Raw genomic sequence first — 25536 nt, 5'->3', positions numbered from 1 at the left:
AATACTGAGGGTTCTTTGTATAGCTATTTTGATTTGATATAGTTGATACCGTCGGCTTTTGGTGCCACAGCTTTACCGAAGAAGGCAGACAGGGCAATAACGGTAATCAAGTAAGGTGCAATTTGCAGGTAAACGGTCGGAATATCTTTCAAGCCTGGCAACTGGCTACCTATAACCGCCAAACTTTGTGACAAACCAAAGAAGAGACTGGCTAACATAGCACCAAGCGGATTCCATTTACCAAAGATAACAGCGGCCAAGGCAATGAAACCTGAACCAACGATGGTTGTCGCTGAAAAGTTGATGTTTACCGATTGAGCACTTACTGCTCCTCCAACACCGCCAAGGAAACCGGCAATCAATACACCCGCGTAACGCATAGCATAAACGTTAATACCCAGTGTATCAGCCGCTTGTGGGTGCTCACCAACTGAACGGAGACGCAAACCGAATTTCGTTTTATACAGGACAAACCAAGATAGGAAGGCTGTTGCAATCGCGACGTAGCCCATCAAACTGGTGTTCTTGAAGAAGAGGTCCCCCAAGACCGGAATATCTGCCAACACTGGGAAAGAGAATTTACCAAATGATTGACGAATACTATCTGTCTGACCTTTATTGTAAATAACCTTAACCAGGAAGACACCGAGAGCTGGTGCTAAGAGGTTGAGTACCGTACCTGACACGACGTGGTCCGCGCGGAAGTTAATGGTCGCCATGGCATGGATTGCTGCAAAGACAACTCCAGCCAAGCCACCAACAATCACTGCTAATAGTGGGGTAGCTTTACCAAAGGTCTCAGCAAATTCAATATTGAAGACAACTCCAGCAAAGGCACCAATAACCATGATCCCTTCCAGACCGACGTTGACAATACCACCACGCTCAGAGAACACACCACCTAGACTGGTGAAAATCAATGGCGCTGAATAAATCAGCATTTGCGAAATGAGTAGCGTTAAAATAGTCAAGTTCATCTTATTTTACCCCTTTCGCTTTCTTTTTTGAGTTGAGTAACTGCTCAAAGATAAATTTCACACCGATGAAGAAGATGATAGATGCTGTTACAACGTTTATCAATTCTGGTGGAATCTGAGCACGAACCATACCTGGAGCACCTACAGATAGGGCACCGAAGAGGAAGGCCGCAAATGGAATACCAAGCGGTGAGTTAGTTGCTAGAAGAGCAACAGACATACCGTTGAAACCAATATCCAGGTTACCACTTTGAATATAGACATTCTGGAAGGTACCCAAACCTTGGATAGCTCCACCTAGGCCAGCAAGTGCACCTGAAATAATCATAGACAAGATGATAGTCCGTTTTGCCGACATACCTGCATAATCAGACGCTGTCGGGTTGATACCAACCGAACGGATTTCAAAACCAAGTGTCGTCTTGGTCAAGAGGAACCAGATAACAATAACAGCGATAATGGCAAAGAAGATACCGATATTCATACGCGAATTGTCTGTCAAAGCCCGCAACCACTCTGTTTGATAGGAAGCATTGGCCGAAACGTTGATAGACGAGTCCGTATTTTTCATTAAATCATCTGAGAAAATATCACGGATAATGTAGTTCCCAGAATAGAGTAAGATGTAGTTCATCATGATGGTCACGATGACCTCACTGGTTCCCAGATAGGCACGGAGAACACCAGGAATGGCTCCAGCAATACCACCAGCTAACATAGCAATGATTACCGTTGCCAAAATCAAGACTGGACGAGGTAAATCTGGATTAGCCAAGGCAAACCAGCCTGCAAAAATCCAGCCTACATAAGCTTGACCTGACAAACCGACGTTGAAGAAACCAGCACGACTCGCCACCGCAAAACCAAGGGCAGTGAAAATCAGCGGTGCCATAGCACGGAAAATTTCACCGACAGACTTGATAGTACCGAAGGCTGAGTAGAACAATTCCTCATAGCCCCAGATTGGGTCATAGCCAAAAATCAACATGACAATTGATCCCAATACAAGACCGCTCACAACAGCAAGTAAAGGAAGGATCAGATTTTGATATTTCTTAAGCATGTTCTTCTCCTTTCTCAATGTGACCACCTGCCATCAACACACCGAGCTCTTGCTTGTTGGTCTTAGCAGGGTCAACGATACCATGGATGACACCATCATGGATAACTGCAATACGGTCTGAAACATCCAAGATTTCATCCAATTCAAAGCTGACAACCAAAACAGCTTTCCCTTTATCACGCTCGGCAATGAGACGCTTACGGATGTATTCAATGGCACCAACGTCCAAACCACGGGTCGGTTGGCTAACAATCAAGAGATCAGGATTACGGTCCACTTCACGAGCGATAATAGCTTTCTGCTGGTTACCACCAGAAAGTGCCTTGGCAGGAACCAATTCACTGGCACCGCGAACATCGAATTCTTGCATCAATTGACGGGCTTTTTCATTGATAACGTTGTAGTTCAAAATACCATTCTTAGAAACGGGTTCTTTATAGTAGGTCTGTAGAGAAATATTTTCGGCTACCGTCATTGGAAGGACCAAACCATCACGGTGACGGTCTTCTGGTACGTGGCTGACCTGCATCTCTGTAATCTTACGAGGGGTCTTACCAACCACTTCTTCACCCTTAATCTTGATAGAACCAGATTTGACCTTCCGGAGACCTGTAATGGCCTGAATGAGCTCACTCTGACCATTTCCATCGATACCTGCGATACCGACGACTTCGCCAGCACGGACTTCCAAATTCAAGCCCTTAACAGCTGGAATTCCACGGTTCTCATTAACAACCAGATCCTTAATAGACAAAATGACTTCTTTTGGATTGGCAGGAATTTTCTCTGTTTTAAAGGAAACAGAACGGCCTACCATCCACTCAGCCAAGTCTTGGTTGGTTGCATCCCCGACAGGAACTGTCTCGATTGATTTACCACGCCGGATAACCGTAACCGTATCAGCAACCGCACGAATCTCATCCAGCTTATGGGTAATCAAGATGATGGATTTGCCTTCAGAAACCAGGGTCTTCATAATCTTCAAGAGCTCTGCAATTTCCGCAGGAGTCAAAACAGCCGTAGGTTCGTCGAAAATGAGCAAGTCAGCTCCGCGATAGAGAGTTTTCAAGATTTCAACACGCTGTTGGGCACCGACCGAAATATCCGCAACCTTGGCAGTTGGGTCAACTTCCAAACCATATTTCTGGGAAAGCTCTTTAATCTCAACAATAGCCTTCTTGAGGTCAATCACACCGCCCTTGGTTGTCTCGCTGCCGAGGATAATATTTTCCGCAACTGTAAAGGCATCCACCAACATAAAGTGCTGGTGAACCATCCCGATACCCAAGTGGGCTGCCCTAGAAGGTGAATCAATGTTAACTGGTTGACCATTGATAACAATTTCACCGCTAGTCGGTTCCAAGAGACCAGCCAGCATGTTCATCAATGTTGATTTACCGGCACCATTCTCACCGAGCAGGGCATGGATTTCACCACGTCTGACATTCAAATTAATGTGGTCATTCGCAACAAACTCACCAAAAATTTTGGTGATTTCACGCATCTCAATGACATAATCCTTAGTCATAATCTATTTCCTTTCTGACTACAATCGCTAAACGAAAAATCGTTTTCACATAACTATTGTACCATTTTTGTCAGTAAAACCTACCACCATTTGATAGGCTTTACTGAGAAAAATCTCAGCTCCGAAAAGGGCGACCGATAGGCCGCCACTTCGGAAAAATAACTGTTATTCAGCTTATTTTTCTGGTGTTTCTGGAACTTCAACTTTACCATCCAAGATTGCTTGTTTAGCGTCTGCGACAGCTTTAGAAGCATCTTCAGAAAGGTTTGTTTCAGCCAATTCTACACCTTTGTCAGCAAGTGAGAATTGAACAACTGTACCACCAGGGAATTCACCTTTAACTGCTTTTTCAGTGATGTCTTTAACTGAAGTACCAACTTCTTTGATGGTTGATGCCAATACGAAGTTAGATTCTTTACCGTCTTTAGAAGTGTAAACACCTTCAGCAGATTGGTCACGGTCAACACCGATTACCCAAACTTTATCTGCCTCATCACGAGTTTCGTTTTCAGCTTTAGCAGCAGCAAATACACCATTACCAGTACCACCAGATGCGTGGAAGATAATGTCTGCACCTGCAGCATATTGAGCAGCAGCGATTGTTTGACCTTTAGCAGCATCACCGAATGAACCTGCATAATCGATTGTGATTTTGATGTCTGGGTTTACAGACTTAGCACCAGCTACGAAACCAGCTTCAAAGCGGTCGATAACGACACCTTCCATACCACCGATGAAACCAACGTGGTTTGTTTTAGTAGATTTAGCAGCTGCAACACCTGCCAAGTAAGAAGCTTGGTGGTCTGCAAATCCAACGCTGACTACGTTCTCTTGATCTGGAACAACTGAGTCAACGATTACAAAGTGAGTTTCTGGGTTATTTGGAGCTACTTCAGCAATCGCAGTTTCCAAGGCGAAACCAATACCGAATACAAGGTTGTAGCCACCAGCAACAGCTGAGTCAAGGTTTGTTACGTAATCTGATTCACTTTGTGATTGAATGTAGTCATAGCCGCTACCTTTTGACAAACCATTTTCGTCACCCCAAGCAGTCAAACCTTCCCAAGCTGACTGGTTAAATGAACGGTCATCAACACCACCGATGTCTGTTACGATCATTGGCTTAACTGATATTTCTGATGAGTCTGTTGATGCTGCTTCTTTGTTTGCAGTACGGCTTCCACAGGCAGCCAATGTAAGAGCTGCAACAGTAGCTAGACCAAATCCGACAAGTTTCTTGTTCATTTCTGAACCCTCCTAAAAAATTCTTTTTGCAACTTTCGTTGCGGTGATAATACTACAGTCTAACGACTGCCTTACAGACTAGTTTAGGTCTGTAAAAGAATATGGAAGTAATTCCCCGACTGTCATCTCGACTGTCGATAGATCTTTGGCAACAAGTGTCACCTTTAAATCCTTATCAAAAAATTCAGCCATGACCTGGCGACAAGCACCACATGGTGAAACTGGTTTCTCTGTCTGACCATAAACAATCAACTCAGAAAAATCCAAGACGCCCTCTGAAACAGCTTTGAAAATAGCTGTTCGTTCGCCACAGTTGGTCAAGCCAAAGCTGGCGTTTTCAATGTTAACACCTGTAAAGACTTGCCCATCCTTGGCAACCAAGACAGCGCCAATTGGAAAATGAGAATAGGGAACGTAGGCTTTCTTACTCACTTCCTCAGATAATTTTATCAACTCAGTAGTCGCCATCTGCTACAGCTCCATTCATAATCGCTACACCTGAAGATGCACCAATACGGGTTGCACCAGCTTCGATAAAGGCAAGGGCGTCCTCATAGGTACGCGCACCACCAGATGCTTTGACACCCATATCTGGTCCTACTGTTTTGCGCATCAAGGCAACATCAACCACCGTCGCACCACCTGTAGAAAATCCAGTAGAAGTCTTAACAAAATCAGCACCGGCCTCTTGAGACAATTGACAAGCCTTTACCTTTTCCTCATCGGTCAAAAGACAGGTTTCGATAATGACTTTGACCAATTTATCACCACTGGCTTCCACAACCGCCTGTATATCTTCCAATACTAGGGCATAGTTCTGAGATTTGAGGGCACCAATATTGATGACCATATCAATCTCGTCTGCACCATTTGCAATCGCATCCTTGGTCTCAAAAGCCTTGACAGCTGGCGTGTTAGCTCCCAGAGGAAAACCAATCACTGTACAAACCTTGACCTCCGTTCCAGCTAACCCCTTTGCAGCGTAGGCAACCCAAGTTGGATTAACACAGACGCTAGCAAAGTCGTATTCTTTTGCCTCTTCGATAATCTTTGCAACCTGTTGCTCAGTTGATTCAGGTTTCAAAATGGTATGGTCGATATATTTATTTAATTTCATAAGTTTTCTCCGTACATTAGGAAATGATTTCAATGATTTCCTTCGTATTTACACTTACATCATCTATTTTAACATTTTTTTGGAAATTTGTAAGCATATTTTCCGAAATATTTTCATTTGCATAGATGGTTGCAATCGGCTGACCTTTTTCGACTGCGTCCCCCACTTTTTTGTGGAAAACAATACCAGTCTCATAGTCCAGTTCATCTGTTTTTACCGCTCGACCTGCTCCTAGTTTCATGGCAAATAGACCAAATTCTAGAGCTGGCAAACCAACAATATAGCCATCTCGCTCTGCCAATACGTCCACCTTGTGGGAAACATCTGCCGGTCGGTAGAGGTCTTCTAAATCGCCTCCTTGAGCCTGAACCATTTCCTCAAATTTCTTAAGGGCAGCTCCATTTTCAATATGCTGACGAACTTCCGCAACCGTCTTTTCAACACCAGCAAGTCCCAACATGATTTGAGCCAATTCACAGATAAACTCTGTCACGTCTTCCCTACCCTTGCCTTGTAAAATTTCCAAGGCCTCAAGGATTTCCAGGCGATTACCAATGCTGGTTCCTACCGGCTGAGACATATTTGTCAAAACTGCAACAGTCTTACGTCCGACAGCCTTACCAAGGTCCACCATGGTCTGAGCCAGCACACGCGCCTCTTCTACTGTCTTCATGAAGGCACCTTCGCCCACCGTGACATCTAGGAGAATGGCATCTGCACCAGCCGCAATCTTCTTAGACATAACCGAGCTTGCAATCAGGGGAATAATGTCCACCGTCGCTGTCACATCGCGCAGAGCATAGAGCAACTTATCAGCCTTGACCAAATTATCTGATTGGCCAATAACCGCAACTCCCGTCTCCTGAACCTGCTTGATAAAGTCTTCCTGAGTCACCTCAATCTGATACCCTTTAATGGACTCCAATTTGTCCAGAGTGCCACCTGTGTGACCCAAACCGCGTCCGCTCATCTTGGCAACTGGCACTTCAAAACTAGCTACCAAAGGAGCTAAAATCAAGGTTACTTTGTCACCCACACCACCAGTCGAGTGCTTGTCTACCTTGATACCAGGAATAGCAGATAAGTCAATCTGGTCACCTGATGCCACCATATTCATAGTTAAATCAGAAATCTCTCGCGTTGACATGCCTTTAAAGTAAATGGCCATCGCCAGGGCTGACATTTGGTAGTCAGGCACTGTTCCAGCCACGTAGCCCTCAATCAACCATTTAATTTCCTCAGAAGACAATTCCAAACCATCTCGTTTTTTCTGAATTAAATCAACTGCTCTCATTCTTTCACACTTTCTAAAATATAATATCCCTTATCCTTTTTCTTTATTTGACAATTACCAAACACTTCTTCCATCTTGGTCTTGGCACTTGGTGCGCCCTGTTTCTTTTGGATCACAATGGTCAAGGTTCCACCGTCCACTAAGTATGCATGGGCACCTGAAATGACTTCGTGCACCACCGCCTTGCCAGCACGGATAGGTGGATTGGAGATAATATAATCAAAATTTCCGCTGACATTTTCATAGATATTGGACTGGAAGATAGTTGCTGGAACACCGTTTTTCTCAGCATTTTTTTCAGCCAACTCAAGCGCTCTGCTATTGATATCAATCAAGGTCACATCAACATTAAAGACCTTTGCCAAGGTTAATCCAAGTGGACCATAGCCACAGCCAACATCCAAGAGGGTCTTCCCAGTTTCTAATTCTAGGGATTGTAAAAGCACCTGACTTCCATAATCAACCATTTTCTTACTAAATACACCTGCATCTGTCAAGAATGTCATGTGGGTATCTAATAAACGGACACGGAGTTCATGAATATCATGTGCTGTACTGGGATTTTTTTCGTAATACATCTCTGACATATCTTTATTATAACATTTCCTAAAAACGTTTTCAAGAGGTTTTACTTACCTGAAAAGATATGTTAAAATAAATAACAAGAAATAATTACTAGATATGGAAAACAAAAAATGAAACATGAATTTTTAAATTTTGAAGAAATCGATCGCTCCACCTGGCAGCAACTTCACCGTAAAACCACCATCCCCTTGACTCAGAGTGAACTCAATTCCATCAAAAGTTTCAATGATAAGATCCAACTTCATGAGGTATCAGACGTCTACCTCCCCTTGGTCAACCTCATTCACATCTATCGCAAGGCCAGAAAAGATTTAACCTTTACAAAGAGTCTCTTCCTCCAGAAATCCATTAAGTCTCAACCATTTATCATCGGTATTTCCGGAAGTGTTGCTGTTGGTAAATCCACTACCAGTCGCTTGCTCCAGATTTTGATTGCCCGTACTTTCAAGCATTCAACTGTAGAACTGGTTACCACCGACGGTTTTCTTTACCCCAATGCTACCCTAGAGGAAATGAATCTATTGGACAAAAAAGGCTTTCCTGAGTCTTATGATATGGAAAAACTGATTGGATTCTTAGACAATATCAAAAATGGCATCAATTGTGAAATTCCTGTCTATTCTCACGAAACCTACGATATTGTCCCTGATAAAAGTCAAAAAATTCAGGTCCCTGATTTTCTAATTGTCGAGGGAATCAATGTCTTCCAGAACCCTCAAAACCAGCGACTCTATGTCAGCGATTATTTTGATGTGTCTATCTATGTGGATGCCGAGGTGGAGAATATCGAAACCTGGTACTTAGAACGCTTCCAAAAATTGCTGAAGCTTGCAAAAAATGACTCTAGCAACTACTACCATCGCTACACCCGGCTCTCCTATCCAGAAATCATCGCAGTCGCTCAAAATACTTGGAAAAATATCAACCTTGCCAACCTCGAAAAATACATCGAACCGACGCGCAATCGGGCGGATATTATCTTGCACAAGGCTGAAAACCATGAAATTGATAAAATTTATCTAAAAAAATAAATAACACTTGTCAAAACCAGTCTTTTCAGATATAATGGTATGGTTAGTACAAGAAAGGGTGGAGGTGAAACCATTGGCAAACATTAAGTCAGCTATCAAACGCGCTGAATTGAACGTTAAACAAAACGCTAAAAACTCAGCACAAAAATCAGCTATGCGTACTGCAATCAAAGCATTTGAAGCTAACCCATCTGAAGAGCTTTACCGCGCTGCTAGCTCAGCAATCGATAAGGCAGAAACTAAAGGTTTGATTCACAAAAACAAAGCAAGCCGCGACAAAGCACGTCTTGCAGCAAAACTTGCGTAATAAAATCGAAGTCGTCAAGACTTCTTTTTTTATTTTAAAAATAGGACTGGCGCTGCCAATCCTATCTCGGTATCTTGATTTCAAAAATAGTTCCTGTTGGCTGGTTATCACGAATTGAAATTTCCCCCTTCAAGGAATCACTAATTTGTTTAGCCAAGGACAAGCCGAGTCCAAAACCACCTTTTTGTCGCGTTCTAGCCTTATCTACCCGATAAAAACGATCGAAGACCTTGGTCTTATCATCCTGACTAATTCCTATTCCATTGTCCGCGACTGTAAAGTACGCAAATTTATCCTTTACTATTGCCTGAATGCTAATTTGTCCATCGTCTCCTGTATATTTCAAGGCATTATCAAAAATAATGGTCAGGAGTTGTTTTAACAGGGCCTTATCTGTCCGAATAGGCTGCTTAATATGATTCGTAACAAGTAAATCCTTGCCACTCTCTTCAGCGATAATGTTAAAATTGTCAAAGATTTCCTCGAGATATTGTGGATCCAAATCATCCATCACAATCTGGAAACCATCATCTCGCCGAGCCAGATTCAGCAAATTACTGGTTAAAATCCGCATGTTCCGCACTTCATCAAGACTGGAGGCAATGCTTTCACTAGATTCAATGATGGTCGCATTGGGATGACGGAAGAGCCCCTCTAGGCGATTCTGTAGGACAGTCAGTGGTGTCCTGAGCTCATGACTAGCATTCTCCACAAAATCCTTCTGCTTTTGATAGCTTAACAAAATTGGCCGCATACTGAGTTGAGCTAAATAAAGACTGGCAAACAGCGAAATAAACCAGAAGGAGACCATGACAATTGCCACTGTTCGCTCATAGGTCTGAATAGACATTTTAATCTGACTGACATTGACACAGATAGTCGCGTATTTCAAGTCTAGCGACGAATATTTTTCCGTTACCTCACTCGGCAACTCCAGGGTGGTATAACGGAAATCATCATCACCAAATGGCCCTTCGACGCTGACTTCCTTTACATTTTTCAAACTTTCCTTATCAAAAGCCAATTCAGACAAACCACTGAAGACATCAGAATTGACTAGCTCACCCACAGAATTATACAAGAGTACATGGAAATTGGTTCCCAAACGAATGGGCTCACCGGGACCACCATCAGTATCATCTGGGAGAGTATTTGCACTCGCATTACCTTGATTGCTCTGGTCCTGAAGAATAATTTCCGAATCTGGATTCAGCATCCTAGCTGCCGCAAAATTCAAAACCAAGTCAGGATCTTGCTTGATTTTGTCAAACTTGATATCTGTACTACGATACATGGTAGACCGCATCAGTTGAAAAATAATGGCTGTCATGGATATGAAAATCAGCGTAAATACGGCAAAATAGCGGATAAAGTAGGAAAAATTGTCCGACTTGGTGAGCTTTCTCATCTTATTGATCATTTTTCAAAATATACCCTACACTTCTTAAGGTCTGTAAACGGTCTGCGAAAACCGTTCCCTTTAATTTCTTTCGGACTTTTGAAACATAGACCTCTACTACTGAGATGGTCGTATCGCTGTCAAAGCCCCAAATACGATCAAAAATTTGAGTTTTAGGAAGAATAACGTTCTGGTTTTGCAAGAAATAAACCAGTAAATCAAATTCTTTTCCTAGGAACTCAATTTCACTGCCGTCCACATAGGTCATATTAGTAGACAAATCAACAGTTACATTGCCAAATTCTAGCTGATTATCATTGAATTTACCAGCTCGCTTCAAAAGCGCCTGAATACGCATCTTCAACTCCTCTAGATAAAATGGCTTGGTCAGGTAATCATCCGCCCCCAATTCAAAACCGTGGCCCTTATCATCCAAGCTTTCTTTAGCCGTCATAATCAGGACCGGAGTAGAAATTCCTTTTTCGCGGATTTCTTTTAAGACCTGAAATCCATCCTTCTCTGGCAACATCAGGTCCAAGAGAATCAGATCATAGACACCTGATTCTGCCTCATAGAGGCCCTCATCGCCATCAAAAACCTGCATAACATCAGCAAAATCATCTAGAAAGTCGAACACCGAATTAGATAGGCTTACATCGTCTTCAACAAGCAATATTTTAATCATATCTGTCTCCTTTTTACTCATTATAACATCTTCACATTCATATTTCTATTTAGAAAAAGCAAACTAGCAACAATTCCTACTATTAAATACAGCAGGTGCACGAATAGATGTTAGAACCTGTAGTCACAAGTGCGATACATTTCGATAAGGGATAGCTTCTTGCTAATCAAGGCCGTTTGAGATGGAATACCGACTGTATTTCGAGAAAAACTAGAACCTATAGTCGCAAAGGGGAAGTTTTCAGATTTGCTCTGATTTTTGTAGCAATCTAGGCAGAAATTTTTACAATACTCTAGTATTACAAAAATTTCTAACGACGAGTGGGCTAAAATCAGAACTAAGGTGAGAATTTAACCTGTGACTGTAGGTTCTACCAATGAGTGGCAGAAAAATATCCTTAGCTCAGGTTCTGAGCTGTGAAGGCAGGTTCTTATACTCCTAGCTTGACCTCTCTAGTATAAACGATGTAACTTAAAAGAAACTAAAACACAAAAAGACTTCCAAAAGGAAGCCTCCTGATAATTACTTACCAAGTTTTGCTTTTGCAGCGTCTGCAAGAGCTGTGAAACCTGCTGCATCGTTTACTGCGATATCTGCAAGCATTTTACGGTTCACTTCGATTTCAGCCAATTTCAAACCGTGCATCAATTGTGAGTATGATAAACCGTTCATACGAGCTGCCGCGTTGATACGAGTGATCCACAATTTACGGAAATCACGTTTTTTCTGACGGCGGTCACGGTATGCATAGTAGTAAGAGTTCATTACTTGTTCTTTCGCAGTGCGGAACAAGAGGTGCTTAGCACCGTAGTAACCTTTAGCTAATTTTAAAATACGTTTACGGCGTTTACGAGAAACAACGCCACCTTTAACACGTGCCATTTAATTTTCCTCCAAATAATTCAAATAGTAATTATGCAATACTGATGCTATATTAGCGCATTTGTGTAAGCATTGACTTGATACGCTTAAAGTCACCAGCATGTACCATACCTGCTTTACGAAGGTGACGACGTTGTTTTTTAGTTTTACCGTGGAAACGGTGTGAAGTATAAGCGCGGAAGCGTTTCAATCCACCAGAACCTGTACGTTTAAAACGTTTAGCTGATGCGCGGTGAGTTTTTTGTTTTGGCATTTTAATTCTCCTTTTAGCGTAAAAAGCTTATTTTTTATCTGAAGCTGGGGCCAACTGCATAAACATTTGACGACCGTCCATCTTAGCGCGTTGTTCGATAATGGCAATATCTTGGGTTGCTTCGGCGAACTCAGCTAATACTTTCGCGCCAACTTCTTTGTGGGTAATCATACGACCCTTGAAACGGATCGAAACCTTGACCTTATTTCCTTTTTCAAGGAATTTACGGGCATTACGAAGTTTCGTCTCGAAATCCCCTTTGTCAATAACTGGACTTAGACGCACTTCTTTGACAGTGACAACACTTTGTTTCTTGCGTTGTTCTTTCTGTTTCTTCTGATACTCAAATTTGAACTTACCGTAGTCCATAATTTTAGCAACTGGCGGTTTAGCTTGCGGTTGAATCAATACTAAATCCACATTTGCCTGATCAGCGATGGCCTGAGCCTCATTGAGCGGTTTGATTCCCAACTGTTCACCCTCAAGACCGATAAGACGAACTTCACGCACTCGAATTTCATCATTGATGAACAAATCTTGCTTTGCTATGGCTTTTCACCTCATTTTATTTTTTTCGAGAAAAACGAAACGGACTTGCTACACAAGTCCGCACTACACCATTATTCTTTCCGAAGAAATCTTAATCCGTAGGGCCAGACAACGTTAGTCGCAAGGCGAGAAGCTCTCACTTCTGCTTTTCTCAATACGACCATTCTATCATGTCCTACACTACTTGTCAAGGATTTCTTTCGCTTTTTCTGAAATAAATTGCACAACACCTTCAATAGAAACACCAGTTGTATCAAAGGTAATGGCATCTTCTGCTGCTTTGAGTGGTGAAACTGCTCGTGTACTATCTTTCAAGTCACGGGCCGCAATCTCCTCTTTCAAGGTTTCCAAATCCGTCTCAATGCCACGCGCCTTATTTTCCTTAAAACGGCGAAGGGCACGCTCTTCAACAGAGGCAATCAGGAAAATTTTCAACTCTGCCTGAGGCAAAACAACTGTGCCAATATCACGACCATCCATGACAATACCACCTGCCTGGGCAATTTCTTGCTGGAGTTCGACCAGTCTTTCACGAATAGGAGCCAATGCTGCCACCCAAGAAACATTGTTGGTCACGTCGTTATCACGAATGGCAAGACTGACATCCCGTTGACCGAGGAACACCAGTTGCTGGCCGTCTTCCGAACGGCCGAATGAAATCGGATGCTGAGCCAAGAGAGCTAAAATATCGTCAACCTTGTCAGCTGTCAGTTTATTTTCCAGAGCTAACAGTGTAACGGCACGATACATAGCTCCAGTGTCCAAATAGGTATAGCCAAAATTTTTCGCAATAATTTTTGCCACAGTCGACTTTCCGCTCGAAGCAGGTCCGTCGATGGCGATTTGAATTGATTTCATAAATCCTCTTATCTAATACGTACTACATCTCCCGGGTTGGCCCACCAAGTACCACCAGGTCCCACCATTTTTTCTGGATTCAAACGTTCCAACTCAGCCATAGAAACCCCTGCTCGGTTGGCAATACTTGCAAGACCTTCGCCAGGTTGGACAGTTGTGGTTGTACCATCTCCACGATCTACCAAATCGGCAGCGGAGCTTGCCTCTGTTGATGATTCCTCAGTGGCTGCTTCTGTAGTCTCAGTCGTTTCAGTTGCGTTTGAATCTTGCTCAGATGAACTCGAAGTTGCAACCTGGGCATTTTCAGCATTATAAAAACCTTCTGTCGAATCAGTATTACTGCCACCTGTAGATAGGTAAATAGCCAAAATGATAATGGCCAAAAGGAAGAAAACAAAGATTGAAGCTAAAATAGTAAACAAACGACTACTCGCCATCATACCTACTTTTCGATTTCTACGACTTACTGACACTTGCTCATCCTCAACTTCTTCCAATTCTTCTTCAAAAAGTTCATCATTCCATGGTTCTTGTGACATTGATAGCTTCTCCTTGTATTTTTTTCCTATTATGTTTACAATTATTCTATGAATATTAGACTGATTCCTGAAAAATGTATCGCCTGTGGTCTATGTCAGACCTACTCGCCCTTGTTTGACTATGATGATGACGGTATCGTTATCTTTAGCCATACTGAGGCTTTAGAAACAAGCATTCCAGCTGATAATCAGGCTCTCCTGGCTGCAAAATCATGCCCCACCAAGGCTATTCTTGCGGAGTGATTTCGCTTCATCTGAATAGTAGACTTCAAAATAATCCTGCTTGACCAAATGGTCGACAAGCTCTATTTCGCCTTGAAATTTGGGATGAAGGGCTAAGGCATTGATGAAGTATTTCTTAGGCCACTTCCTCATGCAGAATGTTAGCTCCTCAGCTTCATTTCTCCTACAGATACTGATAGATAAATAATTGACCTTGACCTTGCTGATGGCAGCAATGTCAATTTTTTTATTCTTAAATAGATTTGCTGATGCGATATATAGATTTTCATCTTCGATGAGAAAGTACCGATGACTGCCTAAAATCGCTAAGACAATCGTCGTAAACAGCAAGAGAAAAATGATAAATACCTGGCGACTTCTCTCCAAAATGAGGGATAGCCCTAGAAAGAGAGGAACAAAGGACAGAGACCAATAGATCATCGAGGTCGCAAAATCCGGTTGCCAATGGTATCTTAATTTTCCAAATAGTCGGATCATTTTATACCTCCTTTTTCTATTTTAGCACAAAAATGAGGATTTTCCTATGGAAAATCCTTAAATTGTGTGAAATTATTACAACGAGATTGCGATTGTGTTACAAAGTAAAATAGAAAGAGTAAATTAATTAACTTTAGGTATTTGAAAAAAGTTAAACTATGTTCCATACATTTTAAAGATAATATTTCCATCTAAATCGGGACCATATATTTTTCTGAACTGATTTCCAAACTGCGCCTCTAAGTCTCTATTTGTTAAAACATATTTAACATCTAAATTTTTTATTTCGTCAACATTCAAATGTATTTTCAAATTATCCGGCGCAGGATTCTCCATATACGTTTCATCTTCAATCAAAATAAAATGTATATGAGCATACCTATTCCAATAATTTTCAAATTTGTTCTCAGAGTCAATCTTTCTCATTAAATTAATATCTGGATAAAACCTAACTCCTCCAATTGTCTTCGCTCCGAATATTTGTGGAAATTGATACAAATTATTAGAATCAGTTATCCACGTACCTTCCGAATCTTTAGAAACAATTTCTTTTATCTTAACTGATAAAGATTTATTTTCAAGTACTCCCAATCCATGTACAACAGGGTTGACAGTCATTCCAGTTAAACAAATGACTAACGTTAAAAGTCCCAATCCCAAACGACTTCTGTTAATAATCAATACAGCTACACAGAAGTAAAATAATACTAAGATGAATGAGATGGACAAACTAATGTAATCTTGATTCAATAAACTAACTTGAACAAGGAATAAAATTAATAATACAGAATAAACGAAAAATTTTTTTCTATCTAAAAAATTTTTTGATTGATTCCAAATTGCTCCAATTATCCAAACAGATATCATGACACCAAGAATTGACAATGCTTGCCAAGCCCTACTACTTGTAACAAAGCTAAAAAGTGTAATCTTAGCTAGAGTTGTTGGAATACCTACAATACTATAAAAAATCAAGAAAATGAAGTAGGCAACTAATCCAAGTTCAAAAAGATTGTCTCTATAATTCTCTTTCTTTATATAAAATGGGATGAGTACCAGTAATATCGGAGCAAAATGAATTGCACTTGATAATTCCACTTGATTACTAAAAGACGGAATTTTAAAAGGGATAATAAAGTTGTATAAAAATTCCGAAATCTGTGAAATTGATATTTCTCCTCCAGTCGAAACTCTACTTCCTGGATACACTGTATTCAACGTCAGTCTTATGGCATCTATACTTTCGATTAGGCAATAAAAGATTATTAAACTTGTTAATAGTACTGTAATTGAAATTATGAAAACATCCCTTTTCTGGAATCGTTTTTCTTTTATCGACTTTGTTAATTCTACAACAAAGAATAACAAAACTACATATGCAAATGGAACTTGAAAGGCTGGATAAATAACAAATACAAAGCCAATCATACCTATGCTAATCAGTAAGGCATGTAATACTTTATTAACCATTTTACTAGAATTAAAAAAATGATAAATGCTTACAATTAATAATAGTGAATTAAAGAGTATATCACCTAGATGTTGCATGAACCACCACTGAACTGCTGGTGTAAATGTAATCCAAAGGCTACCAATAGAAGAAATAAGTTTATTTTTTCGAGTCAGTATCATCGAAATTTCAAAACTCAATAAAATCAATCCTATTATTTTAAAACACCAATACCAAGACAGTCCTTTTGACGAATCTAAAAAAAGAAATCCCCAGTTAAAAGGCTTACCTAATGCGGAAATGTGAAATATAGGTGCATTATATGAAATCAACATATTTTGACCAGACTCTAGGTAATTTGGATTGACCAATTGATTTCCAACTTGAGATTGTGACAGGTAGAAGGGTGTTTGAACAAGCCATTCATCAGTCCGAATCATTCTTGGAGTTCCTATTATTGTTCCATCTGGTTTGGGAGGAATACTAATCCAATTATTGGCTGTATTTGTAATAGCTTTTATTCCGGATTCCCCTTCAGACAAATCATTTTTTGTAGTAGATTTTGTACCCCAAATAGTTTCACTCACCCCATAATTATTCCAATTTCCTATTGAACTTCCGTGCAGTTCGAAAACAAGACCGAATATCAAAAAGAATATCCCTATAAAATACCTGTATCCAATAATTAAATCAAAAAATTTTTTCATAACTATCCTAATATTTTTATATCGAAAATGAAAAACTAATAATTAAGCAAATTTCGATCATTTAAAATAATCATATACCTTCAATTCATATTGAATACGATGTTGACGCACAACTGTATCAAGTATGAACCCCGCAACGAAAGAAAGTGCAGATAAAATCATTAACCCGGTGGCTAATACGGCAGATGGTAATTTGTCAATCATGCCTGTTCTAGCAAACTCTCCAATTACAGGCAATCCAACTATTAAGCCCAGTATAAAAAATAATAATGTCAATAAACTAAAGAATATAAGAGGTTTATAATCTTTGAAAAGATAAAAAATCATTCTTAAAACTTTAAAGCCGTCAGAAAAGGTACTAAGTTTAGACTCGCTTCCCTCCGGGCGGTCTTTATAGGTGATGGGAACTTCTACTAGTTTGAAACGTTTATCTAATGAATGAATTGATAGTTCAGTCTCTATTTCAAATCCTGGAGATAAAACTGGAAAATTCTTTACGAAAAGACGGTTGAACCCACGATAACCTGTCATAATATCATTGTAATTCCCCTTGTATAGTTTGTTGACCAAGAGACGGACCAAATTATTTCCAAAATCATGGAATCCACGCTTGTTTTCTTCAGCATACGTTCCGTTAGATAGACGATCTCCAATCGTCATATCTGCCAAACCATCTCGTAGTGGTTGCAATAATGCCTCAACTTCAGCAGCTGGATACGTGTCATCAGCATCTGCCATAATGTAATAATCCGCGTCTATCTCTCTGAACATAGAACGAACAACATTTCCTTTTCCTTGTCGCGGTTCAAAGCGTACTATCGCACCTGCTTGCCGAGCCAGTTCATTAGTTTTATCCTTAGAGTTATTATCATAGACATAGATATCAGCTTCAGGTAGAGCCTTTCTAAAATCTTCGATAACTTTTACGATGGTAATTTCTTCATTATAAGCAGGTAATAAGACTGCAATTTTTTCTTTCATACTTAATCTCCTAATCTAAAAAAGTCACTATTTGATTTAAGAAATCCATTTTTACTTAGTAAGTCGTATTCAATTAACTTTAAATCGTTTTCAATTTCTTCTGCCTCTAAACTAGAAAACATTGAACTCTCAACTTTAATCTCCATAATCTTTGTCAATAATGCAAAATAAGGTGAGACCTTTGAATTCGTGGAAGTGAACAAAGTAGCAGAAAAGTCACTAGAATTTATTAAATCAATGTCTATTTTTTTACTGTCAAAATTACTCCAAATAAAGAAGTCGGTTTGATATTGAAGCAAAGGATTTTCAGCAAAATTTTCAGGCTTATATAAACCAGGCAAGTGATCTCCATAAAATACAACAGAAATTTTCTTATTAACTTTTGATAGCTTATCCAAAAAATCTTTAGTTGCACCATCGGTAACATTTAGTAATCTAGCATAACTAGTTAATATTTCATTTTCTTCATCAGAAAAGAATTTATTTTTCGCTATTAAATCTTCAGGATGTCCTAGTGACCAAGGCATATGGTTTTGCATAGTAATCACCGAAAAGAACTGAGGACTATTATTCAAATTCTCCAAAACTAAATCATAAGTACTCTTATCACTTGGATACAATCCTTCTTTTTGATAATCCACAATAATTTCATCAGCATTGGATGTTCCAATAAACTTATCATACCCAAATTTATTATATATCGATTGTCTTGAATAATTTGATCCAGACTCTAAATGTATTACTATTTTATTCTTTTCAAGATAAAAATTACTAATGGACGGTAAGTACCTCATTGAACTTGCAACTTCAGTATAAATTGTTGAAATACTGTCTGACATATTGTACATCGGTAAACCAGTCAATGCCTGAAATTCCATATTCGCTGTTCCACCACCATATCCATCCGAACTCATAGTGCCACTAGTAAATTCGTCCATAAGTAAAGAAATTTGAGGTATTGGTTCTTTAGTTAATTCGGTACCTGGTATCCTTTTTAAATTGAAAAAACTTTCACTTAATAAAAAAATTACAGTCTGCTCCCGAATATCTTCACTTCTATCTTTATTTATCTCTTCAGCAATTTTTTTATATTTAGATACAATATCATCAATGGTTTTCTTGTTATAATTTACTGGTTTAACCATCACAGGTGTAACAACTTGTTTAATCCAAACATATGAAAGAGACTTCAAGCTAGCATTAACAGAATTCCCCATCCAATCTGTATCGTATTCTGAATGTATTGTTGACACAATTGGAATATTCAAAATTGGCTTACCATCTGTACTTTGTTGAGCTGTAAAAAATATTATAATAAACGGAGCGGAAAAAAATAATACTAAAACTGACCTAATAACTACTCCTACATTTTGTTTTACTAAAATTACTCTTTTTGAGATTAGCAAATAACTACCAATAAAAATGACTATCAGAATAATTGTTAACAACAATATATCCGGGGTAATAAATTTAATAAGTGTATTCCATTCTTTCAACCAAACCAAATCACTCGGTAGAATCGGTTCAAATCTTGATTCATATTTCAAAGTATTTGAAAACAAAATAATAAAAGAAATCGCAGTACAAACGTAAATCTGTTTTAGTAAGTTAAAAATCAAAATAGATAAAATTGAAAAAATGAAAAAAAAGATTGTAAATTGGAATAAAAAAATGAAAAAACGATAAGATTCATTAGGTAAAAAAACATCTTTATTGGAAATTGTTGTTTGTAGAAAAGTATTTGTTAAGTAAGCAAAGAAAATGTTTAACAAAAAAATACTATACAGACTCGTTTTTTTATTTAATAAATCACGAATTGCGAATTCAAAGAACGATACGAAAACATAAATAAGAACATAATATAACAAGAATTTTAAATAATGATTACCATTCTGCATTCTCAATAAATCTACTGAGCATATAATAACAGACAATAAACGTGAGATAAATCTTTCTTGCTTTAAAAGTTCAAATGAGAAGGAATAGGTTAAATTCTTAGTAAACTTAACGAAATATAGCAACCATATACAAATCAATAGCGGAATGAATTGCAAAACTTGTATTTCTTTGAATTGTGAAAATTCAAAAATATTGAAATCTTTATTGTTGACATTAATCGCATATTCAACTGAATACACTACTATTTGAAAGAGAATGAACGATAAAATTGTATTTCCAACAATCCAATAATTCACTCGATTGAGTTCAGTGAAGATAAAGTATGAAATCACTAAAAAGAAAGTTGAAATATAAACTATATATTTATTAGCATCGGTCAAATATAGGAAATGAGAGAATGAGCCAACCAACAAAAACAAGATTGTTAGAATAAATAACTTTTTATTTTGCCAAGTCATTTTGAATCCTCTTTAAAATATACTTAATCGCTTTCAAAGGTCCAACAAAGATATATTTAATTGCTCCCTTAATACCACCCAAATGATCGAAATTAACATATGTATGTGGGAGTGCATCTCCACGTAAATTAAGTAATTTATTATCAATAAATGCCGTCAAATCAGTTGGATTTTTAGAAATTCGAAAATCATATTGTTGATTCCAAGCAATATATACCAAGAGACGTTCTATTGCATGTAAGACTGAGTTCTGTGGCAACGGCTCTGCGGGCACATCCGCGTCCGTCAAATTGAGGTCAAACAGTGGTTTTAATGCATCGTACTTGAACCACACAAAGGTTCCATAGGACATAACAAATGTATGCATTGAGTTAAAATCAATCGGTTTAGTCATTCCCATTTTTTTCCACAATTCATTCATAACTGGAGCAATCTTATTTTCATTATACGCATCAACTATCTTGTTAAAACGGAAGAAGGTTGGTATATCAGCAATAACCAAACCTACATCATCATTCGCTACCATATTGGCAAGTATTGTATTAGCAGGGATAACTAGCATTTCAATCAATTCTTTCCTCCAGGATTCTCCTGCCCAAAAATCTGCTTCCTTAGACTTTTTGGTGTGGAAATGACCAACATAATCATAACCCTGTAAGACTTCTTTTAACTTCAACATAGGCAGAACATCGCGACCGATATTACCAGTCACCACAATCTCAGATGATCTACTATTTTCCACCAATATTTTCTCTATCTCCACCACTTTCTCTTTTCGATCAGTGGTGATAAAGAGGTCGTAATCGAAAGCGAAATATGTAAAGGCTGTCAAAAACTCCTGCAACAAATCCACATAGAAAACATGAAGATGCACGGCGACTTTTTTTGTAATTGAAAATGGTTGAATAATTGAACGAACATACTTCCTTGCCAATAAATAGTTTAAATCAGGAGTATGAATATTCGACATATGAGATATGATTAATTCAAGCGGATAATTTGAAGTTTTCTCTAATTCCTGTAAGAAATAATGCGCAATATGTTGGTTAGCATCAATTGTTTTAACCTTAATGAATGGAACCTTATTCCTAATAATCGCTGTTGGATTATAGTATGAGAAATCCGGGTGTAACATACCTGTGGTATCGACGTTAACTGTATTAAAAACTGAACTATAATGATAACCTGCGTTAAGAAAATGCGTCGTTATTTGAGTTTCATACTGTTCAATTACGTCCTGAACATTTGAATAATCAATAACTCTGGACCAAAATTGATAAAACTCCTCTGATTGTACAACTCGTTGCTTAAAACTGATGAAATAACTTTGCAAATGCTCTTTGAATCTTTTTGTAGCTCTATGATTGGTCATTCCCCAGAAATCAATCATTTTTTGATTTTCAAAAGACTGATAAACTGATTCCATATCCCAAAGTGGACCAAAACATGTGTCGTTCATCAATGTCACCGAGTCATATCTTTTTAACTCATCAAAACCAATTTTAAACATGCCTTCACGCCATGCTAAGAAATCAAATCCAATATTTTCTCGTTGTAGATAATTAGTTATTAAGCCCTCCGTTTCCAAATAATCTAATTCGTTTGCTGAAAGTTGACTATTAGAAATGAAAAAAATAGTTGAAAATAAAGGGGCCAATTTTTGTAATTGGTAAATTACATGTGAACTTAGTTTATTATACTTATTATAATGAACATACAATAATAGACGATTCATTGCTTTCTCCTAAAGAAGTTGATTATTTTAGTCGTAATAGTCCAACGACGTGAATTTAACATTAACAAATATTGTTGTTCAATGGTCGTTAATCTACTGTTCAATTTATGCAGATCATCATTCGCAATTTGTAATTCTTTTATATATTTGTAAACTCTATCAGGTAATCTGTTTTGATCTGTATGCATTATATATTTCAAAGTTAAATCTTTTTGGTTATAAAACTCCAAATTATATACTATCTGAGGGTCACATAAAGGAAAAATAAATCCATCTCCTTTACGAAAACCATTCGTTGATTCTGGTTCTATGATTTCTCCAGTTGCGTTATTTTTTAGTTGCACTAACTCATAATCAGAGGGAATCTCTGTTAAATCTATTCTAATCCGCTTCGTTTGTGGATTAATTTTAATTGGAATTTCCTGCCCATTCAATGGATACTGTTCTTTGTCAATTTCTAAAAAACCTTCACCATTGTCAAAATAGATTGTAATTAAATTGGTTCGCATACCACCCGATACTAAATCAAACAATCGTAGATAATTGACTCTCATAGCATTTTTTGCAAATTCAGGATTTGCCAAATAATACTTACTAAGAATATATGAGTATACTTCATAGTAGTATCTTAAGTCATTTCTATTACTCATTGAATTTTCAAGAACACGATAATTCAAATGTGTGGTTTTGCAGGGGTGAGCAGTATAATTATTATTGACTATTAGATTCAAAAAAAAGTCATAATCTTCTAATTTTTTATAGTTTAAATAATAGTCATATTTTATATTTTTATTATTATGGTTCCTAACTAATGAGCAAGACTCTATATAATTTTCAATATACAATTGCTCCAAATTAAAGTCTCTTGCATCAAGAATCAATTTTTTAGTTTCTGCATCAATAACCTTGGGATATACAATTTCTGAACTATGAACCTGAGCAACATTAAGCATTTCATAGATATAATTTTGTTCTAAAAAGTTATCACTATCAACGAATAGAAAATAATCTCCAGAAATATACTCAAAAGCCTTATTTCGTGTAGCTACTAAACCGATATTCTCTTGCTGAATAAACTTGGTGTTTGAGAATGGACTTCTCATCAAAGTACACTCAATTATACTGCCCGAATTATCTAAGGAGCCATCGTTAAAAACAAACAATTCAATATTAGTGTAAGTCTGATTAAAGATGCTCTCTAAACATTGTTCAATATATTTTTCATGGTTGTAACAGGTCACTACAACCGAAACCAATGAATTAATCATATTAAAATTTCCATGTACCATTTCTCTGGATCATACCAGTTGCTGAATCTAAAGCAGAAGTATCCGTATGATGAATATCATTTCTAGATACCATAATTATTGGAGTGTTTTCTTGATTGGCAAAAGCAACCATCTTATCGTTACTATCACGGACAGAAACTTGCAATTTCATTTTTAAGTTATTGACATTATCAATAGAGCACGTATAACGCACACTCTTTTTCCCTTTACCATTAGTCATAAAATCTAATGAATTGTCATTATAAATCCAAAAATTTCTATCGACATCAGTTAATGAAAAAGCAATATAAGTCTGAATATCAGCAATAACTTTGTAACTAATTTCAAACGTAATCTCACCACCTGGCTGTATTTGACCATCCGTTAATAGATTAACTTTCAAATCACCTACTTGAATTTCCTCTACAAGCTCTCCTTCATCTGTTTTTACTTGATTAGCATTATCAAAACTGTATTGATTCGCAACTTGGTCTGGTTCCCCATATGCTTTCACCAAACCTTTTTCAATTAAAACAGCCTTGTTACAATACTTCTTGACTGCACCCATATCATGGGTTACCAATATCGTAGTTTTACCGCTTTTCTTACGCTCTAGGAAATAGTCATTACACTTGCGCTGGAAGGCTTCGTCACCAACGGCCAGGACCTCATCCAGAATCAGTATATCTCCCTGAGCCTTGATAGCCACTGAGAAGGCTAGACGAACCTGCATACCACTTGAGTAGTTTTTGAGTTTTTGATTCATAAACTCTTCCAACTCAGCAAAGTCTACAATATCATCATACATGGCGTCAATTTCTTCGGTAGTAAAACCGAGCATGGCACCATTCAGATAGACATTTTCCTTACCTGTTAGCTCTGGGTTAAATCCAACACCGAGTTCAATAAAGGAAACCAATTTCCCATTGACCGTTACCTTACCTGTCTCTGGAACATAAATCTGAGAAATAATCTTCAGAAGGGTTGATTTGCCAGAACCATTGCGGCCAACAATCCCAAAGAAATCACCTTCTTCTACTTCAAAGGTAATATCTTTGAGGACATGTTGCTCCTTGTAACCCTTAATTCCCTTAAATCGATTAACCAGTGCTGTACGCAAGCTCTGTGTGCTTTCTGTCGGGAGCTTAAAGTATTTCCCAACATGCTCCACCTTTACAGCTATTTTTTTATCAGTCATTATAAAATCTCCGCAAAACGCTTAGCATTTTTAGTAAAAATCGCATAACCAAGTATAAACACCACTACTGGCAGGACATACGGAATAGCTACAATCGCTGGATTGGCAACTAAATCACGAATGGTCATACTACCAGAATAGATGATATAGTGACGCAAATCTTGGATAATTTGTGCGATTGGATTGAGCATCATAAACTTGGCAACTGTTTCTTGCCCACGCTGGATAATGAAGGTCAGCGAATAGATAATCGGAGTCGCATACATTCCAGCCTGTAAAAAGACCTCCCAAATGGGGCCGATGTCTCTGTATTTTACAAACAAGGTAGACAAAATAAATGCAACACCCGTTGCAAGCAAGACCAGCTCAAAAAATAGTGGAATAATCACCAAGATAGACCAAGAAAATGGAACACCGCTGATGAGTGCGAAAGTCAACACAACTAAAAGGTTGATAGCATAATTAATCGATGCTCCTGCAACAGATGAAAAGACAATGATTTCCTTAGAGAAATTCAATTTACGTAATAGATCTCCACGAGAAACAATTGACATCATACCCATACTAGTCGCTTCTGTAAAAAAGTTCCATGTAACCATTCCGAGTAAAATACTTACTGCGTAATGCGGAGTTCCGTCATCAAAGCGAAGAAAACGTACAAAGACCAGATACATGATAGCAAATAAAAGTAATGGCTTCAATATCGACCACAAATGGCCAATTAACGAGCCCTGATACCGTAATTTGAAATCAGTCTTAACCATTTCTCTAAGTAGTATCTGATTTTCTTTTTTAAATAAATTCATAT

26 protein-coding genes and 1 other annotated feature are annotated in these 25536 nt (G+C 38.2%); of the genes, 3 read left to right on the top strand and 23 right to left on the bottom strand.

Annotation, left to right across the window (positions count from 1 at the left end; translation table 11 throughout):
- Positions 1 to 23 precede the first annotated feature (23 nt).
- The 8 genes from AB1F57_RS04670 to AB1F57_RS04635 all read right to left on the bottom strand — a co-directional run bounded on the left by AB1F57_RS04670 (position 24) and on the right by AB1F57_RS04635 (position 7811).
- On the bottom strand, positions 24 to 977 hold the full coding sequence (locus AB1F57_RS04670) for an ABC transporter permease (RefSeq protein ID WP_105122587.1): 954 nt from the start codon (positions 975 to 977) through the stop codon (positions 24 to 26).
- A gap of 1 nt (position 978) precedes the next feature.
- The gene (locus AB1F57_RS04665; RefSeq protein WP_105110900.1) at positions 979 to 2040 is read right to left on the bottom strand and encodes an ABC transporter permease; all 1062 of its coding nucleotides are present in this window, start codon (positions 2038 to 2040) and stop codon (positions 979 to 981) included.
- On the bottom strand, positions 2033 to 3568 hold the full coding sequence (locus AB1F57_RS04660; protein ID WP_105110901.1) for an ABC transporter ATP-binding protein: 1536 nt from the start codon (positions 3566 to 3568) through the stop codon (positions 2033 to 2035). The genes AB1F57_RS04665 and AB1F57_RS04660 overlap by 8 nt, the downstream gene beginning before the upstream one ends.
- 174 nt (positions 3569 to 3742) lie before the next feature.
- Positions 3743 to 4813, bottom strand: a complete 1071-nt coding sequence (locus AB1F57_RS04655; RefSeq protein WP_367986166.1) for a BMP family protein — start codon at positions 4811 to 4813, stop codon at positions 3743 to 3745.
- A 78-nt stretch (positions 4814 to 4891) separates the two neighbouring features.
- Entirely contained in the window at positions 4892 to 5281 is a 390-nt protein-coding gene (locus tag AB1F57_RS04650; protein ID WP_105122586.1) for a cytidine deaminase, read from the bottom strand.
- Positions 5268 to 5930 carry a deoxyribose-phosphate aldolase gene (deoC, locus tag AB1F57_RS04645; RefSeq protein WP_167785655.1) on the bottom strand — a complete coding sequence of 221 codons (663 nt, stop codon included), beginning with the start codon at positions 5928 to 5930 and terminating at the stop codon, positions 5268 to 5270. Before deoC ends, AB1F57_RS04650 begins: the two co-directional genes overlap by 14 nt.
- Positions 5931 to 5946: 16 nt before the next feature.
- Positions 5947 to 7224: a pyrimidine-nucleoside phosphorylase gene (locus AB1F57_RS04640; protein WP_367986165.1), complete on the bottom strand. Its 1278-nt coding sequence runs from the start codon at positions 7222 to 7224 to the stop codon at positions 5947 to 5949.
- Positions 7221 to 7811: a class I SAM-dependent methyltransferase gene (locus tag AB1F57_RS04635; RefSeq protein ID WP_105138219.1), complete on the bottom strand. Its 591-nt coding sequence runs from the start codon at positions 7809 to 7811 to the stop codon at positions 7221 to 7223. Before AB1F57_RS04635 ends, AB1F57_RS04640 begins: the two co-directional genes overlap by 4 nt.
- A 108-nt stretch (positions 7812 to 7919) precedes the next feature.
- Here AB1F57_RS04635 and coaA point away from each other — a divergent pair, with 108 nt between their 5' ends.
- The gene (gene coaA, locus AB1F57_RS04630) at positions 7920 to 8840 is read left to right on the top strand and encodes a type I pantothenate kinase (protein WP_105122582.1); all 921 of its coding nucleotides are present in this window, start codon (positions 7920 to 7922) and stop codon (positions 8838 to 8840) included.
- Between the two features lie 58 nt (positions 8841 to 8898).
- The gene (gene rpsT / locus AB1F57_RS04625) at positions 8899 to 9147 is read left to right on the top strand and encodes a 30S ribosomal protein S20 (protein ID WP_170239180.1); all 249 of its coding nucleotides are present in this window, start codon (positions 8899 to 8901) and stop codon (positions 9145 to 9147) included.
- 61 nt (positions 9148 to 9208) lie between these two features.
- Here rpsT and AB1F57_RS04620 read toward each other — a convergent pair whose 3' ends face one another.
- From AB1F57_RS04620 to AB1F57_RS04590, 7 genes are all read right to left on the bottom strand, one after another.
- Positions 9209 to 10567 (bottom strand): sensor histidine kinase, encoded by a 1359-nt coding sequence (locus tag AB1F57_RS04620; protein ID WP_367986164.1) that lies wholly within the window; start codon positions 10565 to 10567, stop codon positions 9209 to 9211.
- Entirely contained in the window at positions 10557 to 11231 is a 675-nt protein-coding gene (locus AB1F57_RS04615) for a response regulator transcription factor (protein ID WP_105138222.1), read from the bottom strand. Before AB1F57_RS04615 ends, AB1F57_RS04620 begins: the two co-directional genes overlap by 11 nt.
- Positions 11232 to 11753: 522 nt before the next feature.
- Positions 11754 to 12113 (bottom strand): 50S ribosomal protein L20, encoded by a 360-nt coding sequence (gene rplT / locus AB1F57_RS04610; protein WP_105110910.1) that lies wholly within the window; start codon positions 12111 to 12113, stop codon positions 11754 to 11756.
- Between the two features lie 52 nt (positions 12114 to 12165).
- A complete protein-coding gene (rpmI, locus tag AB1F57_RS04605) occupies positions 12166 to 12366 on the bottom strand; it encodes a 50S ribosomal protein L35 (protein ID WP_024375714.1) in 201 nt (66 codons plus the stop codon).
- A 27-nt stretch (positions 12367 to 12393) separates the two neighbouring features.
- Positions 12394 to 12915 (bottom strand): translation initiation factor IF-3, encoded by a 522-nt coding sequence (infC, locus tag AB1F57_RS04600; protein WP_161943039.1) that lies wholly within the window; start codon positions 12913 to 12915, stop codon positions 12394 to 12396.
- A gap of 25 nt (positions 12916 to 12940) precedes the next feature.
- Positions 12941 to 13069: a sequence feature (ribosomal protein L20 leader region), on the bottom strand.
- A 26-nt stretch (positions 13070 to 13095) separates the two neighbouring features.
- Complete coding sequence (gene cmk, locus AB1F57_RS04595) at positions 13096 to 13773, bottom strand: (d)CMP kinase (RefSeq protein WP_125265821.1); 678 nt, start codon at positions 13771 to 13773, stop codon at positions 13096 to 13098.
- A gap of 8 nt (positions 13774 to 13781) precedes the next feature.
- Positions 13782 to 14312 (bottom strand): SAG1386/EF1546 family surface-associated protein, encoded by a 531-nt coding sequence (locus AB1F57_RS04590; RefSeq protein WP_105138224.1) that lies wholly within the window; start codon positions 14310 to 14312, stop codon positions 13782 to 13784.
- A gap of 48 nt (positions 14313 to 14360) precedes the next feature.
- Here AB1F57_RS04590 and AB1F57_RS04585 point away from each other — a divergent pair, with 48 nt between their 5' ends.
- Positions 14361 to 14555: a ferredoxin gene (locus AB1F57_RS04585; RefSeq protein ID WP_105110914.1), complete on the top strand. Its 195-nt coding sequence runs from the start codon at positions 14361 to 14363 to the stop codon at positions 14553 to 14555.
- On the opposite strand, the gene AB1F57_RS04580 is transcribed toward AB1F57_RS04585, so the two are convergent.
- The 8 genes from AB1F57_RS04580 to AB1F57_RS04545 all read right to left on the bottom strand — a co-directional run bounded on the left by AB1F57_RS04580 (position 14523) and on the right by AB1F57_RS04545 (position 25534).
- Positions 14523 to 15032 carry an EbsA family protein gene (locus AB1F57_RS04580; protein WP_167785661.1) on the bottom strand — a complete coding sequence of 170 codons (510 nt, stop codon included), beginning with the start codon at positions 15030 to 15032 and terminating at the stop codon, positions 14523 to 14525. The genes AB1F57_RS04585 and AB1F57_RS04580 overlap by 33 nt on opposite strands.
- A gap of 156 nt (positions 15033 to 15188) precedes the next feature.
- Positions 15189 to 17189: a hypothetical protein gene (locus tag AB1F57_RS04575; protein ID WP_167785662.1), complete on the bottom strand. Its 2001-nt coding sequence runs from the start codon at positions 17187 to 17189 to the stop codon at positions 15189 to 15191.
- Between the two features lie 57 nt (positions 17190 to 17246).
- A complete protein-coding gene (locus tag AB1F57_RS04570; protein WP_167785663.1) occupies positions 17247 to 18170 on the bottom strand; it encodes a glycosyltransferase family 2 protein in 924 nt (307 codons plus the stop codon).
- A 2-nt stretch (positions 18171 to 18172) separates the two neighbouring features.
- The gene (locus tag AB1F57_RS04565) at positions 18173 to 20527 is read right to left on the bottom strand and encodes an LTA synthase family protein (protein ID WP_367986161.1); all 2355 of its coding nucleotides are present in this window, start codon (positions 20525 to 20527) and stop codon (positions 18173 to 18175) included.
- A complete protein-coding gene (locus AB1F57_RS04560) occupies positions 20511 to 22262 on the bottom strand; it encodes a rhamnan synthesis F family protein (protein ID WP_167785665.1) in 1752 nt (583 codons plus the stop codon). The genes AB1F57_RS04565 and AB1F57_RS04560 overlap by 17 nt, the downstream gene beginning before the upstream one ends.
- The gene (locus AB1F57_RS04555) at positions 22259 to 23530 is read right to left on the bottom strand and encodes a glycosyltransferase family 2 protein (RefSeq protein WP_167785666.1); all 1272 of its coding nucleotides are present in this window, start codon (positions 23528 to 23530) and stop codon (positions 22259 to 22261) included. Before AB1F57_RS04555 ends, AB1F57_RS04560 begins: the two co-directional genes overlap by 4 nt.
- Position 23531: 1 nt before the next feature.
- Positions 23532 to 24728 carry an ABC transporter ATP-binding protein gene (locus AB1F57_RS04550; protein ID WP_167785667.1) on the bottom strand — a complete coding sequence of 399 codons (1197 nt, stop codon included), beginning with the start codon at positions 24726 to 24728 and terminating at the stop codon, positions 23532 to 23534.
- Positions 24728 to 25534 carry an ABC transporter permease gene (locus AB1F57_RS04545; RefSeq protein ID WP_167785668.1) on the bottom strand — a complete coding sequence of 269 codons (807 nt, stop codon included), beginning with the start codon at positions 25532 to 25534 and terminating at the stop codon, positions 24728 to 24730. Before AB1F57_RS04545 ends, AB1F57_RS04550 begins: the two co-directional genes overlap by 1 nt.
- Positions 25535 to 25536 lie beyond the last annotated feature (2 nt).

Source organism: Streptococcus nasisuis (genome assembly GCF_040836615.1).
In the GTDB taxonomy this organism is placed as follows: domain Bacteria; phylum Bacillota; class Bacilli; order Lactobacillales; family Streptococcaceae; genus Streptococcus; species Streptococcus suis_V.
Note: the sequence above shows the minus strand (reverse complement) of the source record. Positions and strands in the feature narration are given on the sequence as shown.

Coding starts and splice junctions, on each gene's coding strand:
- AB1F57_RS04670 (WP_105122587.1), bottom strand. CDS start 977: ATGAACTTGACTATTTTAACGCTACTCATTTCGCAAATGCTGATTTAT.
- AB1F57_RS04665 (WP_105110900.1), bottom strand. CDS start 2,040: ATGCTTAAGAAATATCAAAATCTGATCCTTCCTTTACTTGCTGTTGTG.
- AB1F57_RS04660 (WP_105110901.1), bottom strand. CDS start 3,568: ATGACTAAGGATTATGTCATTGAGATGCGTGAAATCACCAAAATTTTT.
- AB1F57_RS04655 (WP_367986166.1), bottom strand. CDS start 4,813: ATGAACAAGAAACTTGTCGGATTTGGTCTAGCTACTGTTGCAGCTCTT.
- AB1F57_RS04650 (WP_105122586.1), bottom strand. CDS start 5,281: ATGGCGACTACTGAGTTGATAAAATTATCTGAGGAAGTGAGTAAGAAA.
- deoC (WP_167785655.1), bottom strand. CDS start 5,930: ATGAAATTAAATAAATATATCGACCATACCATTTTGAAACCTGAATCA.
- AB1F57_RS04640 (WP_367986165.1), bottom strand. CDS start 7,224: ATGAGAGCAGTTGATTTAATTCAGAAAAAACGAGATGGTTTGGAATTG.
- AB1F57_RS04635 (WP_105138219.1), bottom strand. CDS start 7,811: ATGTCAGAGATGTATTACGAAAAAAATCCCAGTACAGCACATGATATT.
- coaA (WP_105122582.1), top strand. CDS start 7,920: ATGAAACATGAATTTTTAAATTTTGAAGAAATCGATCGCTCCACCTGG.
- AB1F57_RS04620 (WP_367986164.1), bottom strand. CDS start 10,567: ATGATCAATAAGATGAGAAAGCTCACCAAGTCGGACAATTTTTCCTAC.
- AB1F57_RS04615 (WP_105138222.1), bottom strand. CDS start 11,231: ATGATTAAAATATTGCTTGTTGAAGACGATGTAAGCCTATCTAATTCG.
- rplT (WP_105110910.1), bottom strand. CDS start 12,113: ATGGCACGTGTTAAAGGTGGCGTTGTTTCTCGTAAACGCCGTAAACGT.
- rpmI (WP_024375714.1), bottom strand. CDS start 12,366: ATGCCAAAACAAAAAACTCACCGCGCATCAGCTAAACGTTTTAAACGT.
- cmk (WP_125265821.1), bottom strand. CDS start 13,773: ATGAAATCAATTCAAATCGCCATCGACGGACCTGCTTCGAGCGGAAAG.
- AB1F57_RS04590 (WP_105138224.1), bottom strand. CDS start 14,312: ATGTCACAAGAACCATGGAATGATGAACTTTTTGAAGAAGAATTGGAA.
- AB1F57_RS04585 (WP_105110914.1), top strand. CDS start 14,361: ATGAATATTAGACTGATTCCTGAAAAATGTATCGCCTGTGGTCTATGT.
- AB1F57_RS04580 (WP_167785661.1), bottom strand. CDS start 15,032: ATGATCCGACTATTTGGAAAATTAAGATACCATTGGCAACCGGATTTT.
- AB1F57_RS04575 (WP_167785662.1), bottom strand. CDS start 17,189: ATGAAAAAATTTTTTGATTTAATTATTGGATACAGGTATTTTATAGGG.
- AB1F57_RS04570 (WP_167785663.1), bottom strand. CDS start 18,170: ATGAAAGAAAAAATTGCAGTCTTATTACCTGCTTATAATGAAGAAATT.
- AB1F57_RS04565 (WP_367986161.1), bottom strand. CDS start 20,527: ATGACTTGGCAAAATAAAAAGTTATTTATTCTAACAATCTTGTTTTTG.
- AB1F57_RS04560 (WP_167785665.1), bottom strand. CDS start 22,262: ATGAATCGTCTATTATTGTATGTTCATTATAATAAGTATAATAAACTA.
- AB1F57_RS04555 (WP_167785666.1), bottom strand. CDS start 23,530: ATGATTAATTCATTGGTTTCGGTTGTAGTGACCTGTTACAACCATGAA.
- AB1F57_RS04550 (WP_167785667.1), bottom strand. CDS start 24,728: ATGACTGATAAAAAAATAGCTGTAAAGGTGGAGCATGTTGGGAAATAC.
- AB1F57_RS04545 (WP_167785668.1), bottom strand. CDS start 25,534: ATGAATTTATTTAAAAAAGAAAATCAGATACTACTTAGAGAAATGGTT.